Source organism: Pseudomonas sp. NPDC087185 (genome assembly GCF_044744955.1).
Lineage (GTDB): Bacteria > Pseudomonadota > Gammaproteobacteria > Pseudomonadales > Pseudomonadaceae > Aquipseudomonas.
Map to the genome: position 1 here is coordinate 522,941 of NZ_JBIUZK010000005.1, position 15,074 is coordinate 538,014.

At 64.1% G+C, this 15,074-nt stretch carries 12 protein-coding genes; 4 read left to right on the forward strand and 8 right to left on the reverse strand.

The window, feature by feature from the left end; genetic code table 11:
• Window positions 1-22: 22 nt before the first annotated feature.
• The 7 genes from prmA to ACIPIJ_RS20010 form a co-directional block, all read right to left on the reverse strand.
• Complete coding sequence (gene prmA / locus ACIPIJ_RS19980) at window positions 23-901, reverse strand: 50S ribosomal protein L11 methyltransferase (protein ID WP_401079780.1); 879 nt, start codon at window positions 899-901, stop codon at window positions 23-25.
• Between the two features lie 205 nt (window positions 902-1,106).
• On the reverse strand, window positions 1,107-2,462 hold the full coding sequence (accC, locus tag ACIPIJ_RS19985; RefSeq protein WP_346614743.1) for an acetyl-CoA carboxylase biotin carboxylase subunit: 1,356 nt from the start codon (window positions 2,460-2,462) through the stop codon (window positions 1,107-1,109).
• 17 nt (window positions 2,463-2,479) lie between these two features.
• Window positions 2,480-2,941, reverse strand: coding sequence for an acetyl-CoA carboxylase biotin carboxyl carrier protein (accB, locus tag ACIPIJ_RS19990; RefSeq protein WP_401079782.1), 462 nt, complete (start codon window positions 2,939-2,941; stop codon window positions 2,480-2,482).
• 101 nt (window positions 2,942-3,042) lie between these two features.
• The gene (gene aroQ / locus ACIPIJ_RS19995; RefSeq protein ID WP_008093086.1) at window positions 3,043-3,495 is read right to left on the reverse strand and encodes a type II 3-dehydroquinate dehydratase; all 453 of its coding nucleotides are present in this window, start codon (window positions 3,493-3,495) and stop codon (window positions 3,043-3,045) included.
• 179 nt (window positions 3,496-3,674) lie between these two features.
• On the reverse strand, window positions 3,675-5,456 hold the full coding sequence (locus tag ACIPIJ_RS20000; RefSeq protein WP_401079784.1) for a protein-disulfide reductase DsbD: 1,782 nt from the start codon (window positions 5,454-5,456) through the stop codon (window positions 3,675-3,677).
• Between the two features lie 138 nt (window positions 5,457-5,594).
• On the reverse strand, window positions 5,595-7,556 hold the full coding sequence (locus ACIPIJ_RS20005; RefSeq protein ID WP_401079786.1) for a methyl-accepting chemotaxis protein: 1,962 nt from the start codon (window positions 7,554-7,556) through the stop codon (window positions 5,595-5,597).
• Window positions 7,557-7,696: 140 nt separating this feature from the next.
• Window positions 7,697-9,073 carry a diguanylate cyclase gene (locus ACIPIJ_RS20010; RefSeq protein ID WP_401079788.1) on the reverse strand — a complete coding sequence of 459 codons (1,377 nt, stop codon included), beginning with the start codon at window positions 9,071-9,073 and terminating at the stop codon, window positions 7,697-7,699.
• Window positions 9,074-9,320: 247 nt separating this feature from the next.
• On the opposite strand from ACIPIJ_RS20010, the gene ACIPIJ_RS20015 reads away from it, so the two are divergent.
• From ACIPIJ_RS20015 to speA, 4 genes are all read left to right on the forward strand, one after another.
• Window positions 9,321-10,388, forward strand: coding sequence for a DUF2333 family protein (locus ACIPIJ_RS20015; protein ID WP_401079790.1), 1,068 nt, complete (start codon window positions 9,321-9,323; stop codon window positions 10,386-10,388).
• A 2-nt stretch (window positions 10,389-10,390) separates the two neighbouring features.
• Window positions 10,391-10,927 (forward strand): NUDIX hydrolase, encoded by a 537-nt coding sequence (locus ACIPIJ_RS20020; RefSeq protein ID WP_401079791.1) that lies wholly within the window; start codon window positions 10,391-10,393, stop codon window positions 10,925-10,927.
• A 197-nt stretch (window positions 10,928-11,124) separates the two neighbouring features.
• Window positions 11,125-11,496 (forward strand): translation initiation factor Sui1, encoded by a 372-nt coding sequence (locus tag ACIPIJ_RS20025; RefSeq protein WP_012316399.1) that lies wholly within the window; start codon window positions 11,125-11,127, stop codon window positions 11,494-11,496.
• Between the two features lie 151 nt (window positions 11,497-11,647).
• Window positions 11,648-13,561 carry an arginine decarboxylase gene (gene speA, locus ACIPIJ_RS20030; RefSeq protein WP_401079793.1) on the forward strand — a complete coding sequence of 638 codons (1,914 nt, stop codon included), beginning with the start codon at window positions 11,648-11,650 and terminating at the stop codon, window positions 13,559-13,561.
• An 82-nt stretch (window positions 13,562-13,643) separates the two neighbouring features.
• Here speA and ACIPIJ_RS20035 read toward each other — a convergent pair whose 3' ends face one another.
• Window positions 13,644-14,981 carry an MATE family efflux transporter gene (locus ACIPIJ_RS20035; RefSeq protein WP_401079795.1) on the reverse strand — a complete coding sequence of 446 codons (1,338 nt, stop codon included), beginning with the start codon at window positions 14,979-14,981 and terminating at the stop codon, window positions 13,644-13,646.
• Between the last annotated feature and the right edge of the window lie 93 nt (window positions 14,982-15,074).

A 15,074-nucleotide genomic window follows, 5' to 3' on the forward strand; every position in this document is an offset into this window, starting at 1 on the left:
CAGGGAAATATTCTAGGCCCGCTTAGCGGCGGCGACCACTGATGCGTACCCAGCCGTCGCGCACGACGATCGGGTCCAGCTCGAAGTCGGCGGCGTAGGCTGCGGCCACTTCCTCACCTTGTTCGGCAAGGATGCCCGAAAGGGCCAGCAGGCCGCCGGGGCGGACCAGGCCGGACAATTGCGGTGCCAGCGAGACCAGCGGGCCTGCGAGGATGTTGGCGACCAGCACGTCGGCCTGCATGGCCGGCATGGCTTCGGGCAGGTACAACGCCAGCTTCTGGTCGGCGATGCCGTTGCGCTGGGCATTGTCACGCGAGGCTTCGATGGCCTGCACGTCGATGTCGGTACCGACGGCTTCACGGGCGCCCAGCAGCAGCGCGGCAATGGCGAGGATGCCCGAGCCGCAGCCGAAGTCCAGCACCTGGGTGCCTTCGAGCTGTTGGCCGTCGAGCCATTCCAGGCACAGCGCGGTGGTTGGGTGGGTGCCGGTGCCGAAGGCCAGGCCCGGGTCGAGCAACAAGTTGACTGCGTCCTTCTCCGGCGCATCGTGCCAGCTTGGCACGATCCACAGGCGGCGGCCGAAGCGCATCGGCTTGAAACCGTCCATCCAGCTGCGTTCCCAGTCCTGGTCCTCGATCACTTCGGCCTGGTGCTCGGGCAGCTCGGCACCGGTCAGCAGTTGCAGGTGGGCGAACACGGCCTCAGGCACGGCATCGGCTTCGAAAAGTGCCAGCAGGTGGGTGTGCGACCACAGCGGGGTGGTGTTGAGGTCGGGTTCGAAGATCGGTTGATCTTCGGCATCCATGAACGTGACCGAGACGGCGCCGACTTCGAGCAGGGCGTCTTCGTAGGTTTCGGCTTGTTCCGGGCTGATGGCCAGGCGTACTTGCAGCCAGGGCATGGCGGGCACCTTTGGTAAATCGACAGGGGCAGCCCAAGGCTGCGCGAAGGCAGGCAGTTTACGCGAGTGCGGGGGGTTTGTAGAGGAGGGTAGGTGGACCGTGTCGCCTTCTTTGCGGGCAAGCCCGCTCCAGTGGGGGGCGAGTGGTGCCTAAAAGAAAAACCCCGGCACTGGGCCGGGGTTTTCATGCATCACGCTAACGCGATCACTCCTGGTTGGCCAGTTTGTGCTCGAGGTAGTGGATGTTGACGCCGCCTTTGCAGAAACCTTCATCACGCACCAGGTCGCGGTGCAGCGGGATGTTGGTCTTGATGCCGTCGACGACGATCTCGTCCAGGGCATTGCGCATGCGCGCCATGGCTTCGTCGCGGTCCTTGCCGTAGGTGATCAGCTTGCCGATCAGCGAGTCGTAGTTCGGCGGTACCGAATAACCGCTGTACAGGTGCGAATCGACGCGCACGCCGTTGCCACCCGGGGCGTGGAAGTGCTTGACCTTGCCTGGGCTCGGGATGAACTTGCGCGGGTCTTCGGCGTTGATTCGGCACTCCAGCGAGTGGCCGCGGATCACCACGTCTTCCTGGCGGAACGACAGCTTGTTGCCAGCGGCGATGCTCAGCATCTCCTTGACGATGTCGATGCCAGTGACCATCTCCGACACCGGATGCTCAACCTGTACGCGGGTGTTCATCTCGATGAAGTAGAAGCTGCCGTTCTCGTACAGGAACTCGAAGGTACCCGCACCGCGATAGCCGATTTCGATGCACGCATCGACGCAACGCTTGAAGACTTCCTGGCGGGCCTTCTCGTCGATGCCTGGGGCCGGCGCTTCTTCCAGCACCTTCTGGTGACGGCGCTGCAGCGAGCAGTCACGGTCGCCGAGGTGGATGGCGTTGCCCTGGCCGTCGGACAGTACCTGTACTTCCACGTGGCGTGGGTTGGTCAGGAACTTCTCCAGGTAGACCATCGGGTTGCCGAAGGCTGCACCGGCTTCGGTACGGGTGAGCTTGGCCGAGGAAATCAGGTCCTCTTCCTTGTGCACCACACGCATGCCGCGACCACCACCGCCACCGGCGGCCTTGATGATCACCGGGTAGCCGACGTCACGGGCAATTGCCAGGGCGACTTCTTCGTCTTCCGGCAGCGGGCCATCGGAACCCGGCACGGTCGGTACGCCCGACTTGATCATCGCGTCCTTGGCCGAAACCTTGTCGCCCATCAGGCGAATGGTGTCGGCTTTCGGGCCGATGAAGGCGAACCCGGACTTCTCTACCTGCTCGGCGAAGTCGGCGTTTTCCGCCAGGAAGCCGTAACCCGGGTGAATGGCAGTGGCGCCGGTCACTTCAGCCGCGGCGATGATCGCCGGGATGTGCAGGTACGAATCCTTGGACGAAGCAGGACCAATGCAGACCGACTCGTCTGCCAGGCCCAGGTGCATCAGTTCGCGGTCAGCCGTGGAGTGCACGGCGACGGTCTTGATGCCCAGCTCTTTGCAGGCACGCAGGATCCGCAGGGCAATTTCCCCGCGGTTGGCGATCAGGACTTTTTCCAGCTTCCCAGACATCGTTGGCTCTCCGCGAATCAAACGACGGTGAACAGCGGCTGGTCGAACTCAACCGGCTGACCGTCTTCCACCAGGATGGCGTCGATGACACCGCCGATATCGGCTTCGATGTGGTTCATCATCTTCATCGCTTCGACGATGCACAGGGTGTCGCCTTTCTTCACCGACTGGCCCACTTCAGCGAAGTTAGGCGAGGTCGGCGATGGCTTGCGGTAGAAGGTGCCGACCATTGGCGAACGGATCACGGTGCCTTTCAGGGCTGGGGCAGCAGCGGCAGCTTCAGCGGCCGGAGCGGCAGCAGCAACGGGAGCCGCTACAGGTGCGGCAGCCATCGGTGCGGGTGCGTAGAACTGTTGTGCAGCTGGGGTCTTGCTGTGGCGGCTGATACGGACCGACTCTTCGCCTTCCTTGATCTCCAGCTCGTCGATGCCAGACTCTTCCAGCAGCTCGATCAGTTTCTTGACTTTACGGATATCCATTAATCATCAACTCCCAAAGGTTCGGTCAGGGGGCGTAAGTTAAAAAACGTATCTGAACGTTTCTCTCGAACCCCGGCCCACTCAGGCCAGGGTTTCAATCATCAGGGCTGTGCGTTGGCAGCCAGTTGTTCCAGTGCGGATTCCAGGGCCAGGCGATAACCGCTGGCGCCCAGGCCGCAGATCACCCCTACGGCAACATCGGAAAAGTAGGAGTGGTGACGGAACGGTTCGCGTTTGTGCACGTTGGACAGGTGCACTTCGATGAATGGGATGCTCACCGCAAGCAATGCGTCACGTAATGCAACGCTTGTGTGGGTGAAAGCAGCCGGATTGATCAGGATGAAGTCCACACCCTCGTTGCGTGCGGCGTGAATACGGTCGATCAGTTCGTACTCGGCATTGCTCTGCAGGTACTGCAGATGGTGGCCTGCGGCGCGGGCGCGCTGCTCCAGGTCCTGGTTGATCTGGGCCAGGGTCACGGCGCCGTAGTGGCCCGGCTCGCGGGTACCGAGCAAGTTCAGGTTGGGGCCGTGAAGCACCAGTAGCGTTGCCATCTGCGGATTCCTTGGATTTGTAGGGCAATTCGACACAGCGCGGCGAGTGTGCCGCAAAGCGACGGCGAGTGTCCAGTTCCCTGCAATAGCCGGCACGATGTCCGAGGTTCGCGCGAAGTATGTGACCAAATAATTAAATCCGGTCACTCAAACAGAGATTTTTCCCGGCACGCGGGAAGTTATAGACCGAGTTTGCCGCGCACGCGCGAAAGAATGCTCGCAAATTCGCCGGCGTTTATCTCGCCAATGACCCGATCGCTGGTCATTTCGCCGCCGTTCGCTGCAAAGAACAGCAGCGCGGGCGGGCCGAACAACTGGTAGCGGTCGAGCAGCGTGCGTTGTTGCGCGTTACTTTCGGTGATGTCGAAACGCAGCAACTTGAACGCCCCCAATTGCTGCTGGACATGAGGTGCATTGAGCACTTCGTGTTCGATCACCTTGCAGCTGATGCACCAGTCGGCGTACCAGTCCAGCAGCACCGGTTGGCCAGCGGCCTTGGCCTGGGCCAGGGCGGCGTCCAGTGCCGCCGGGGTGGTGACGGTTTGCCAGGCACCTGCTTGCGTCGAAGGGGCAGCACTGCTGGCTGCCAGCGTTGCCACCGGCAGTGGGCGCACCGGGTCGCCTTGGCCACTCAAAGCGCCGTACCAGCAGGCCAGGGCATACACCAGCAAGGCCAGCCCCAGCAGTTGCGCCAGGCGTTGCCGCGGCGTCTTCACCACGAACTCCAGCGCGCCGAGGAACAGCGCCATGCCAGCGCTCAGGAAACCGACCAGCAGCAAGGTCGCCGGGCCTGGCAGAACCCGGCTGAGCAGGCCGATCGCCAGGCCCAGCAGCAGCACGCCGATAGCGTTTTTCACGGTGTTCAGCCAGGGGCCGCTTTTTGGCAGCCAGGCCGCGCCACCCGTGGCCACCAGCAACAATGGCGCACCCATGCCCAGGCCCAGGGCGAACAGTTTCAGCGCACCGCCCAGGGCATCGCCGCTGGCGCTGATGTACAGCAGGGCACCGGCCAGTGGCGCCGACACGCACGGCGACACCAGCAGGCTGGACAGCACACCCAGTACAGCCGCGCCCAACAGCGAGCCACCCTTGGTGCGGTGGGCGAGCTTGTCCAGGCGATTGTTCAAGGCTTGCGGCAACTTCAGCTCGAACAGGCCAAACATGGCCAGGGCGAACAGCACGAAGAACAGTGCGAACGGCACCAGCACCCAGGCCGACTGCAACCGCGCCTGCAGGTTCAGGCCGGCGCCGAACAGGCCCATCAGTGCACCCAGCACGGCGAAGCAGGCAGCCATCGGTATGACGTAAGCCAGCGACAGGGCAAGCCCGCGCAGCCCGCCAACCTGGCCGCGCAGGACCACGCCGGAGAGGATCGGCAGCATCGGCAGCACGCAAGGGGTGAAGGTCAAACCGACCCCGGCGAGGAAGAACAGCAGCAACGATTTCCAGTTCCAGCCCTGCTCGTTGGCGGTCGCAGGTGCGCCAGCCGTGGCGCCGCCTTGGCCATCGATGCTCAGGCGCTCGGTCTCCGGTGGGTAACACAGGCCCTTGTCGGCGCAGCCCTGGTAACCCACCAGCAGGGTGAAGGCGCGGGCGTCGGTGCGCGGCAGTTCGATGTCGAGCACGCCGTGGTATACCTCGACGTCGCCGAAAAACTCATCGTGCTTGGCCTCGCCCTTGGGGATGTTCGGCGTGCCCAGGGCGATGTCCGCAGGTTCGGTACGGAACTGGAAACGATGGCGGTAGAGGTAGTAGCCGTCGGTGGCGACGAAGCGCAGCTTGATGGTTTGCGCATCGGCCTGGACCAGGCTGAGCTTGAACGCTTCATGTACCGGCAGGAAGTCTGCGCTGTTGCTCAGCGAGGCGGCGCCGAGGGTGGCGCTGGGGCGGTTGTCGAGCAGGCCCGAGGCGAAGGCAGGGCTGGCCAGCAGCAGGAACAGCAGGAAAAACAGGCGGCGCATGGCGGACTCGCGAGGTGGAACATGCCGGGCATGATAGCGGAGTTGGCCGGGGTTTGGCGTGTGGTGTCCGGAAGGGCGACACATGGCCGCTGGGCGGTGTGCCGCCAGTGTCGCGAAAGGGCCGGTGCAGGCGAGCAATTACACCCTGAATGCCCGCACCGCCCGGTTCAGCTCGCCTCCCAGGCTCAGCAGCTGTTCACCCTGCTGGCGCCCTTCGCCAATGCGCTGCAGGTTGTCCTCACCCAGTTCATGAATACGCTCACTGTGCCCGCGAATCTCGCTGACCGCGCCCGTCTGCTGCGCCGTGACATCGGCAATGCGCACTGCCGTTTCGGCAATCGTGCGGATCGCGCTGACGATCTCATCCAGCGCGCCATCGGCTGCCTGTGCCTGGTTGGCCGTGGCTTCGGCATGTTCCAGCTGCGCCCGCATACCGGCCACCGACCCGCGCGCGGCCTGCTGCAGGCGGTCGATCAGCGCCTGAATTTCGCCGGTGGCGCCGGTGGTGCGTTGCGCCAGGGAGCGCACTTCGTCGGCCACCACGGCAAAACCGCGGCCCATCTCCCCGGCGCGAGCGGCTTCGATGGCAGCGTTCAACGCCAGTAAATTGGTCTGCTCGGCAATCGAGCGGATCACCGTCAGCACACCGCCAATGGTCGCCGACTCTTCGGCCAACTGTTCGATCATGCGGGCATTGCCTTGCACTTCGTCGACCAGCGCGCGCAAGCCGGACAGGCTCTGGCCGATCACGGCCTGGCCTTGCTCCACGGCGCGGCCGGCATCGCGGCTGGCATCGGCGGCGGAGCTGGCATCACCGGCCACTTGCTGGATGGTCGCTTCCAGTTCGCCCAGGGCATCGCGGATCTGCCCGGTGTCGCCGGCCTGGCGTTCGGCGCCATCGTGCAGGGCGGCGCTCATGCCGGCCAATGCGTGGCTGCTGCCGGCGACCTGCTCGGCGTTGTGGCGAATGGTGCCCACCAGCTCCACCAGGTACTGGCGCAGGCGGTTGAGCGATTCCTCGATGTCATGCAGTTCGCGGTTGGTCTTGCCCAGGGCGATAGGCTCGGCGAAATCGCCCTCGGCCCAGGCGGACAACGCTGGGGCCAGGCTGGTCAGGGTACGCGTCAGGCGCCGTTGCAAGGTGTCGACAAGCAGGGCGATCAGCAGGATCACGCCGATCATCAGCCCCTGCATGAGGCGCACTTCACTGGCGATCCTGGCGTGCTGGGCGCGCACTTCAGGCTCCAGGCCGGCGATGGCCAGTTGCACAGCGTCGAGGCGCTGGTTGGTGCTGGCGGCCAGGGCCGTGCGCTGCTCGATCTGTTCGCGGGTGCGTTGCAGTTCGGCAGGGTAGCGGTTGAGCAGGCTCTGCAGCTCACGCTTGAGGCCGAGGGCGACGTCTTCCTGCTGTTCGCTGGCCTGGGTTTGCAGGCCCATCATGGCGGCGAAGTCGTCGGCGTTGGATTCGGCGGCGCGGGTCACGCCCAGCAGTGGCAGGCCGTCGATCGCCTGTGCCTGGGCGCGGATCAGCTGCAGTTCGCGCTCCACTTCGTCGGCCAGCTCGGCGCGGCCGCTGCTGACCAGTTTGTCACGGGCCAGCGACAGGCGGCCCAGGTGCACGCTGGCGTCGAGCAATGGCAGCAGGTAACGCTCGGCCTCGCTGCTGCCGCTGTTGCGGGCATAGCCGGCCAGTTGTTCGAAGCTGGCGCCCAGCTCGCGCTCGGCCTGCAACAGCAAGGCCTGCGGGTCGCCGGCCAGTTTGCCGGCTGCGAGCAGTTCGTTGGCGGTAAAAGCCTGCAGGGTGGCCAGGCTCGGGCGCAACTTAGCGGCTAGCGCATCCGGCCAATCGGCCAATGCGGCCTGCAGCTGATTGTTGGCCTCTACCGCGGCTGCGTGGCGCAGGGCATCGCCACTGCTGAGGTAGGCCTGGATATTGCGCGCAGCCTGGTTCTGAAACTGTTGCGACAGGCCCAGGTAGCGTTCCATCAATTGATAGGGGCGTTCCAGGGCGCGCTGTGACCACCACAGGGTCGCGCCCAGGGCGATACATACGGTCACCAGCAACAGGGTGTTGAAATTGGTCAGCCACTTCAGGCGCATAGCCGCGAACTTCCTGCGGGGGAGTGGAGGTAGGTGCCTGAAGTTATTGCTATTTTGTGACGTGGTGATGACGGTAGTGGCTTAGCGCCATATTGCAGGGGCTGGTTCATCCGCGATGAGGCCGGCCCAGGGATTGAAGATCAAGGCTCGACCCGCACCACGCAATTGCGCCCCGCATGCTTGGCCCGATACAGCGCTTCATCCGCCGCACTGGCCATGGTCAGCGCATCCAGTTCCTCATCCAGTTGCACCACCCCGGCGCTGAAGGTGCATTGCAGGTCGTGGGGTTGCGCCGGGTAGAGAATTTCGGCAAAGCGCCGGCGGATCTCGTCGAGCACCTTGTGCGCGGCCTCCAACGCGGTGTTGGGCATGACGATGGCGAACTCTTCACCGCCATAGCGGCCGATGAAGTCGGTCTTGCGCAGGCGTTGCTTGAGGAACAGCGCCAGGCTCTTGATCACCCGGTCGCCCATGGGGTGGCCATGGTGGTCGTTGATCTTCTTGAAATGGTCGATGTCGAGCATGGCGAAGCTCAGCGGCTGACGCTCGCGGCGGGCGCGGAAGCTGCAGTCTTCGAGCAGCTGCAGGATATGCGTGTGGTTGTACAACCCGGTGAGGCTGTCACGCACCATGCGCGACTTGAGGTGGCGGGCGCGGGCCGCGCGGTTGCGCACAGTGGTGATCAGGTGGCGCGAGCGGATCGGCTTGGTCAGGAAGTCGTCGCCGCCTTCGCTCATGGCGTCGAGCTGCTTGTCCAGGTCGTCCTCGGCGGACAGGTAGATGATCGGTACGCTGACGTAGCGGTCGTTGTGGCGTATCACCTTGGCCAGCTCCGGGCCCGAGCAGCCTGGCATGTACAGGTCGAGGATGATCAGGTCGGGCTGGAAGTCGGCCAGCTCGGCCATGGTGCCGATCGGGTCGGTCAGGCTACGGGTGATCATCCCGGCACTGGCCAGCACGCGCTCGGTGTACAGGGCCTGGGTACGCGAGTCGTCGATGATCAGCACCCGCAGCGGGTCATGCGGGGCAGTGCTGGTGATCATCTCCAGTTTTTCCAGCAGGCTGGAGGCTTCCAGGGTGCCGGTCAGAAAGGCCTGCCCGCCCGCGCGTACGGCCGCCAGGCGGGTTGGCGTGTCGGTTTCGTGGTGGCTGAAGAACAGTAACGGGATGGGCTGCTCGCGGCCTTGCTGCGCCTTGGCGGCCAAGGCGACACCCAAGCCGGGCCCGGTGAAATCGACATCCATGACGATGGCCGAGGGCAACTGCTCGGCCACCGACGCCATGAACACCTCGGCGCTGAACAGCGGCTGCGCACTCAGGCCGAAGAACTCCAGCTGCTGGGCCAGCCGCTCGGCACGTTCCGGGTCACGCAACAGCAGGTACACCGGTTTGCGGGCAGGCCGCAGCGCCAGCTGGTCGGGTTGGTCACCCTTGCGCAAGCGGGGCGACAGGCGTTGCAGCAGGTGATCGAACGCCTGCTCGAGGCGTTCTTGGCTCGGCTCCGCAGCTTGGGTCATGTCCTGGCTACTTATTGGAGGGATGTGCAGGTGCGATGATGGCTCTATGCTAGCAGTTCTTTTCCGGCACGTGAGCGTGCGGCATCAACAAAGCGTTGAAACGCAATATTCAGTTACTGACTGATTGGTCGCTTATGCGTACGGTGGTGTCTGCTTTATAGTGCAGCAACGCGGGCTTGCCGTGGCACCCTGGCGCAGGCCTGTGGTCAAAGCCCCTGAACCGTCGTGACTGATTAAGGACAAAGCCATGCTGGACTGGAAAAACCGCGAGGCCAAAGCCGAGCCCCGTGAGCGTGTCGACGGCCGCGGCGCTGCCGCCCGTAGCTATTTGGGCGGCCTCTGGAGCCGTGCCCTGGGGACCCTGATCGGGTTGTACCTGCTGGTCTGCATCGGCCTGGGCTGGTACTGGAGCCAGGAGCCGGCGCTGTTCCCGGTGCAGCAGAGCGCCCAGGCTGCGGCCGAGCGCAATGGCCAGCAAATGGTGGTGGGCTACACCACTATCGAAACCCTCAAGACCGTGGCCGGTACCTTGCTGAACAAGCCGGGCGGTTACATCTCCAACGACCGCTTCCCGCCGGGGTTGTGGATGGACAACATGCCGAGCTGGGAATACGGCGTGCTGGTTCAGGTGCGTGACTTGTCCCGTGCGCTGCGCAAGGACTTCGCCCGTTCGCAGTCGCAGTCCACCGAAGACGCCGACCTGGCCAAGGCCGAGCCGCGCTTCAACTTCGACAACAAGAGCTGGATCCTGCCATCGAGCGAATCGGAGTTCGAAGAAGGCATCAAGTCGTTGGCGCGTTACCAGACCCGCCTGGCAGCCGGCGACAAGGGCGCGATCTTCTACACCCGTGCCGACAACCTGAACAACTGGCTGGGCGATGTCGCCACGCGCCTGGGGTCGCTGTCGCAGCGCCTGTCGGCCAGCGTTGGCCGGGTCAAGCTCAACACCAACCTGAAGACCGAGTCGGTGGTTGCCGGCCAGGCGCCGCAGGTGGATGAGGAAGTGGTCGAAACCCCTTGGCTGCAGATCGACAACGTGTTCTACGAGGCCCGTGGCCAGGCCTGGGCGCTGTCGCACCTGCTGCGTGCCATCGAAGTGGACTTCGCCGACGTGCTTGCCAAGAAGAACGCCACCGTCAGCGTGCGCCAGATCATCCGTGAGCTGGAAGCCTCGCAAGAGCCGCTGTGGAGCCCGATGGTGCTGAACGGCAGCGGCTTCGGCATGTGGGCCAACCACTCGCTGGTCATGGCCAACTACATCTCGCGGGCCAACGCCGCGGTCATCGACCTGCGTCAGTTGCTGTCGCAAGGTTGAGCATGGCCATCAGCCCCCACGAGGCCGCCCACCGGGCGGCCTCCGACCGCGAGCTGGTCGCCTGGGTGGACGAAACCGACCAGCTACTTGGCGCGTTGCCCAGGGCTGAACTGCGCGCGCGTGGCCTGATCGGGCGTTGCACCTTCATTCTGCTGTTCAACAGCGCCGGTGAGCTGTGTGTGCACCGGCGTACCTTGAGCAAGGCGCTGTACCCCGGCTACTGGGATGTGGCAGCTGGCGGCATGGTGGCGGCAGGTGAGGCGTATGCCGATTCGGCGGCCCGGGAGCTGGCCGAAGAACTGGGGATCGAAGGTGCTGAATTGCGCTTCCATGAGCGCTTCTACTTCGACCAGCCGGACAACCATTTGTGGTGCGCGGTGTATTCGGCGGTTTCCGATGCGCCGCTGAAGTTGCAGGCGGAAGAGGTGATCGAGGCGAAGTTCGTCAGCCTGGCCCAGGCTGAAGAAGAAAGCCTGAGCAAGCCCTATTGCCCGGACTCGTTGGCGGCCTTGCAGCGATACAAAGCGAGCCTTGGGTAAAGCGGGGGGCTCGGGGTCGCAAAACATTCGCAAAATGGCGCATTCCAGTACTTAGCAATTGCCTGATTTATCGTTACACTGCGCGCCCTTTTCGGGCTGTCGCAGGTACTTGCGGCAGTAGCGCCGCCCCTGCCAGAGTGGGGCTTCGCGGTCGGCTCCCGCCGACCAGTTTTTGTCCTCAGCACAGAGGAACAAAAGTGGCCAAGAAAGCTTCTTCCTTTTCCGCCCTTGGCGGTCTCGTGTTCTCCACCGATGCCGGTCGGCACTGCCCCGACTGCAGTCAGCCGGTGGATGCCTGCATCTGCAAGCAGCAAACCATCCCCGAAGGCGACGGTATAGCCCGTGTGCGCCGCGAAAGCAAAGGCCGTGGCGGCAAGACCGTGACCACCGTCACCGGTGTGCCGCTGCCGCCCGACCAGCTCAAGGAGCTGGCCACTACGCTCAAGCGCCGTTGCGGTACTGGCGGTGCCCTGAAGGACGGGGTTATCGAGATCCAGGGCGACCATGTCGAGCTGTTGATCGGCGAGCTGACCAAACAGGGTTTCAAGGCGAAAAAGTCCGGCGGCTGAGGCCATCGCACGTTTTTTTGCCCAGCGCTTTCTAAACTCGTTCCCGTGGCCAGGGTCTATGCCTGGACACGGATGAATCGTCATTTTCAGCTTTTACACTCGCCCGGCTGCCTGCGGGGCAGTGTCTTCGACTTATCTATAGGGGACTTGAATGTCCGTACGACGCACACGCAAAGACGATGGTAGCCAGTGGACCGTGGCCGACAGCCGCAGCGTTTATGGTATCCGCCATTGGGGCGCTGGTTATTTCGCCATCAATGAAGCCGGGCGCGTCGAAGTGCGCCCCAACGGCCCGCAGAGCGCCCCGATCGACCTGTTCGAACAGGTCGACGAGCTGCGCCAGAGCGGTTTGTCGCTGCCGCTGCTGGTGCGCTTCCCTGACATTCTGCAGGACCGCGTACGCCAGTTGACCGGCGCCTTCGACGCCAATATCGCGCGCCTGGAATACCAGAGCCAGTACACCGCGCTGTACCCGATCAAGGTCAACCAGCAGGAAGCGGTGGTCGAGAACATCATCGCCACCCAGAACGTCTCCATCGGCCTGGAAGCGGGCTCCAAGCCTGAGCTGCTGGCCGTCCTGGCACTGGCGCCCAAGGGCGGTACCATCGTCTGTAACGGCTACAAGGACCGCGAGTTCATCCGCCTGGCACTGATGGGCCAGAAACTTGGCCACAACGTGTTCATCGTCATCGAGAAAGAGTCAGAAGTGGCGCTGGTGATCGAAGAAGCCGCCGAGCTGAAGGTCAAGCCGCAGGTAGGCCTGCGCGTGCGTCTGTCGTCGCTGGCGTCGAGCAAGTGGGCCGATACCGGTGGCGAGAAATCCAAGTTCGGCTTGTCTGCCGCCCAGCTGATTTCGGTGGTGCAGCGTTTCCGCGATGCCGGCCTGGACCAGGGCATCCGCCTGCTGCACTTCCATATGGGTTCGCAGATCGCCAACCTGGCTGACTACCAGCACGGTTTCAAGGAAGCCATCCGCTACTATGGCGAACTGCGTGCGCTGGGCCTGCCGGTCGACCACATCGACGTCGGCGGCGGCCTGGGCGTGGACTATGACGGCACCCACTCGCGCAATGCCAGTTCGATCAACTACGACATGGACGACTACGCCGGCGTGGTGGTGGGCATGCTCAAGGAGTTCTGCGACGCGCAGGGCCTGCCGCACCCGCACATCTTCTCCGAGAGCGGCCGTTCGCTGACCGCGCACCACGCCATGCTGGTGATCCAGGTGACCGACGTCGAGAAGCACAACGACGACGTGCCGACCATCGAGAACAAGGAAAGCCTGCCCGAGACCGTGCAGTGGCTGGCCGACCTGCTGGGCCCGACCGACATCGAGATGGTCACCGAGACCTACTGGCGCGCCACCCACTACATGGGCGACGTGGCGGCGCAGTACGCCGATGGCAAGATCAGCCTGGCCGAGAAAGCCCTGGCCGAGCAGTGCTACTTCGCCGTGTGCCGCCGCCTGCACAACTCGCTGAAGGCCCGCCAGCGCTCGCACCGCCAGGTGCTGGACGAACTCAACGACAAGCTGGCCGACAAGTACATCTGCAATTTCTCGGTGTTCCAGAGCCTGCCGGATACCTGGGCCATCGGCCAGGTGCTGCCGATCATCCCGTTGCACCGCCTGGACGAAGAACCGCTGCGCCGCGCGGTGCTGCAGGACCTGACGTGCGATTCCGACGGCAAGATCAACCAGTACGTTGACGAGCAGAGCATCGAGACCAGCATGCCGGTGCATGGGCTCAACGAGGGCGAGGACTACCTGCTGGGCGTGTTCCTGGTCGGCGCCTATCAGGAAATCCTGGGCGACATGCACAACCTGTTCGGTGACACCGACTCGGTGAACATCTACCAGAACGCCGATGGCAGCGTGTATCACGCCGGTATCGAGACCCATGACACCATCGAGGACATGCTGCGCTATGTGCACCTGTCGCCGGAGGAGTTGATGACCCACTACCGTGACAAGGTGGCCAGCGCCAAGATCACCGCCCGCGAGCGCACCCAGTTCCTCGATGCGCTGCGCTTGGGGCTGACCCGGTCTTCGTACTTGTCTTCCTGACCCATCGCCCACAGGTACAGCGGGGTGCTCAACCACACCGATGTACCTGTGGGCGCGTTGTACCCACAGGTTCCTTCTTGCCTCAAGGCACCCAGCTATCGCGCTGCTGCAACCGCCAACCCACCCACCCCAACGTCACCGCCCGCAATGCCATGAATCCGAGAAACGCCAACCACAAGCCGTGGTTGTCCAACCCTTTCATGGCCCACGCCAGCGGCAGTGCAATCAACACCGACACCAGCATCGCATTGCGCATCTCCCGCGCCCGCGTTGCGCCGATGAACAGCCCGTCAAGCAAGTAACTCCACACCGCAACCAGTGGCAGCACCGCCAGGTAAGGCAGGTATGGGTAGGCGGCTGCGCGCACGCTGGCGATATCGGTCTGCACGTCGATGAACACGTGCCCTGCCAACAGGAACAGCCCGGCAAAGCCCAGGCTGGTGATCAGCGACCAACCACAGGCCACCACCAGCGAGCGGCGCAGGGTATCGCGGTCGCGTGCGCCGATGGCATGGCCGCACAGGGCTTCCACGGCATGTGCGAGGCCATCGAGGGCGTAGGCGGTGAGCAGCAGGCCATTGAGCAGCAGCGCATTGGCCGCCACCGTGGCTTCGCCCAAGCGCGCGCCCTGCACGGTTATCAACAGGAACACCAGCTGCAGGGCCAGGCTGCGCAGAAAAATATCGCGGTTGACGGCCAGCAACGGCCGCCAGGCTTGCCAGCGTTTGAGTGCCGCCCAGGCGATCTGCCCAGGGTAGGCGCGCAGGGCGGGGCGGGTCAGCGCCAGGCCGAGCAGCGCAGCGCTCCATTCGGCGATCACCGACGCCCGCGCCGAGCCCAGCACACCCCAGTCCAGGCCCAGCACGAACCACAGGTTGAGCGCGATGTTCAGCAGGTTGGTGGTCAGCAGAATGGCGAGCGGCGCGCGGGCATTCTGGGTGCCAAGGAACCAGCCGACCAGTGCGTAGCTGGCCAGCGCCGCGGGCAGGCCGAGCAGGCGGGTGTGAAAGAAGGTTTCGGTCGATTGTTGCAAGGCTTCACTCGGTTGCATCGCGTGCAGCGCCAGCTGGCTGAAGGGCAGGGCGAGCAGGCCGATGAGCAAGGCGAAGCCCAGCGCCAGCAGCAGGCCTTGGACCAGTACCTGACGCAGCGCGGCACCGTCGGCGCGCCCCGCAGCTTGGGCGGCGAAGCCGGTGGAGCCCATGCGCAGGAAGCCCATCAGGCCAACCATGAAGGTGAACAGCGTGGCGCCCACGGCCACCGCGCCGAGCTGGTGGGCGTGGGGCAGGTGGCCGATCACCGTGCTGTCGACCAGCGCCACCAGGGGCACCGAAATGTTGGAGAGGATCATCGGCGCGGCCAGCGCCCAGACCTTGCGATGGGTAAGGCGGTGGCGCCAGTCGGTGGCGATTTGAGACATGTGTATTCCTGAATAAAGCAGGGCCGCTGCGCCGCTCTTCCTGATTGATGGATCGCATTGTACCGGCCAGCTACCTGCCGTTGCGCTATAGTT

Bases quoted from the DNA above. Each gene is read 5' to 3' on its own strand.
- aroQ (WP_008093086.1), bottom strand. From the start codon at position 3,495: ATGGCAACGCTACTGGTGCTTCACGGCCCCAACCTGAACTTGCTCGGT.
- ACIPIJ_RS20015 (WP_401079790.1), top strand. From the start codon at position 9,321: ATGCTGGACTGGAAAAACCGCGAGGCCAAAGCCGAGCCCCGTGAGCGT.
- ACIPIJ_RS20000 (WP_401079784.1), bottom strand. From the start codon at position 5,456: ATGCGCCGCCTGTTTTTCCTGCTGTTCCTGCTGCTGGCCAGCCCTGCC.
- speA (WP_401079793.1), top strand. From the start codon at position 11,648: ATGTCCGTACGACGCACACGCAAAGACGATGGTAGCCAGTGGACCGTG.
- accB (WP_401079782.1), bottom strand. From the start codon at position 2,941: ATGGATATCCGTAAAGTCAAGAAACTGATCGAGCTGCTGGAAGAGTCT.
- ACIPIJ_RS20010 (WP_401079788.1), bottom strand. From the start codon at position 9,073: ATGACCCAAGCTGCGGAGCCGAGCCAAGAACGCCTCGAGCAGGCGTTC.
- prmA (WP_401079780.1), bottom strand. From the start codon at position 901: ATGCCCTGGCTGCAAGTACGCCTGGCCATCAGCCCGGAACAAGCCGAA.
- ACIPIJ_RS20020 (WP_401079791.1), top strand. From the start codon at position 10,391: ATGGCCATCAGCCCCCACGAGGCCGCCCACCGGGCGGCCTCCGACCGC.
- ACIPIJ_RS20035 (WP_401079795.1), bottom strand. From the start codon at position 14,981: ATGTCTCAAATCGCCACCGACTGGCGCCACCGCCTTACCCATCGCAAG.
- ACIPIJ_RS20005 (WP_401079786.1), bottom strand. From the start codon at position 7,556: ATGCGCCTGAAGTGGCTGACCAATTTCAACACCCTGTTGCTGGTGACC.
- accC (WP_346614743.1), bottom strand. From the start codon at position 2,462: ATGTCTGGGAAGCTGGAAAAAGTCCTGATCGCCAACCGCGGGGAAATT.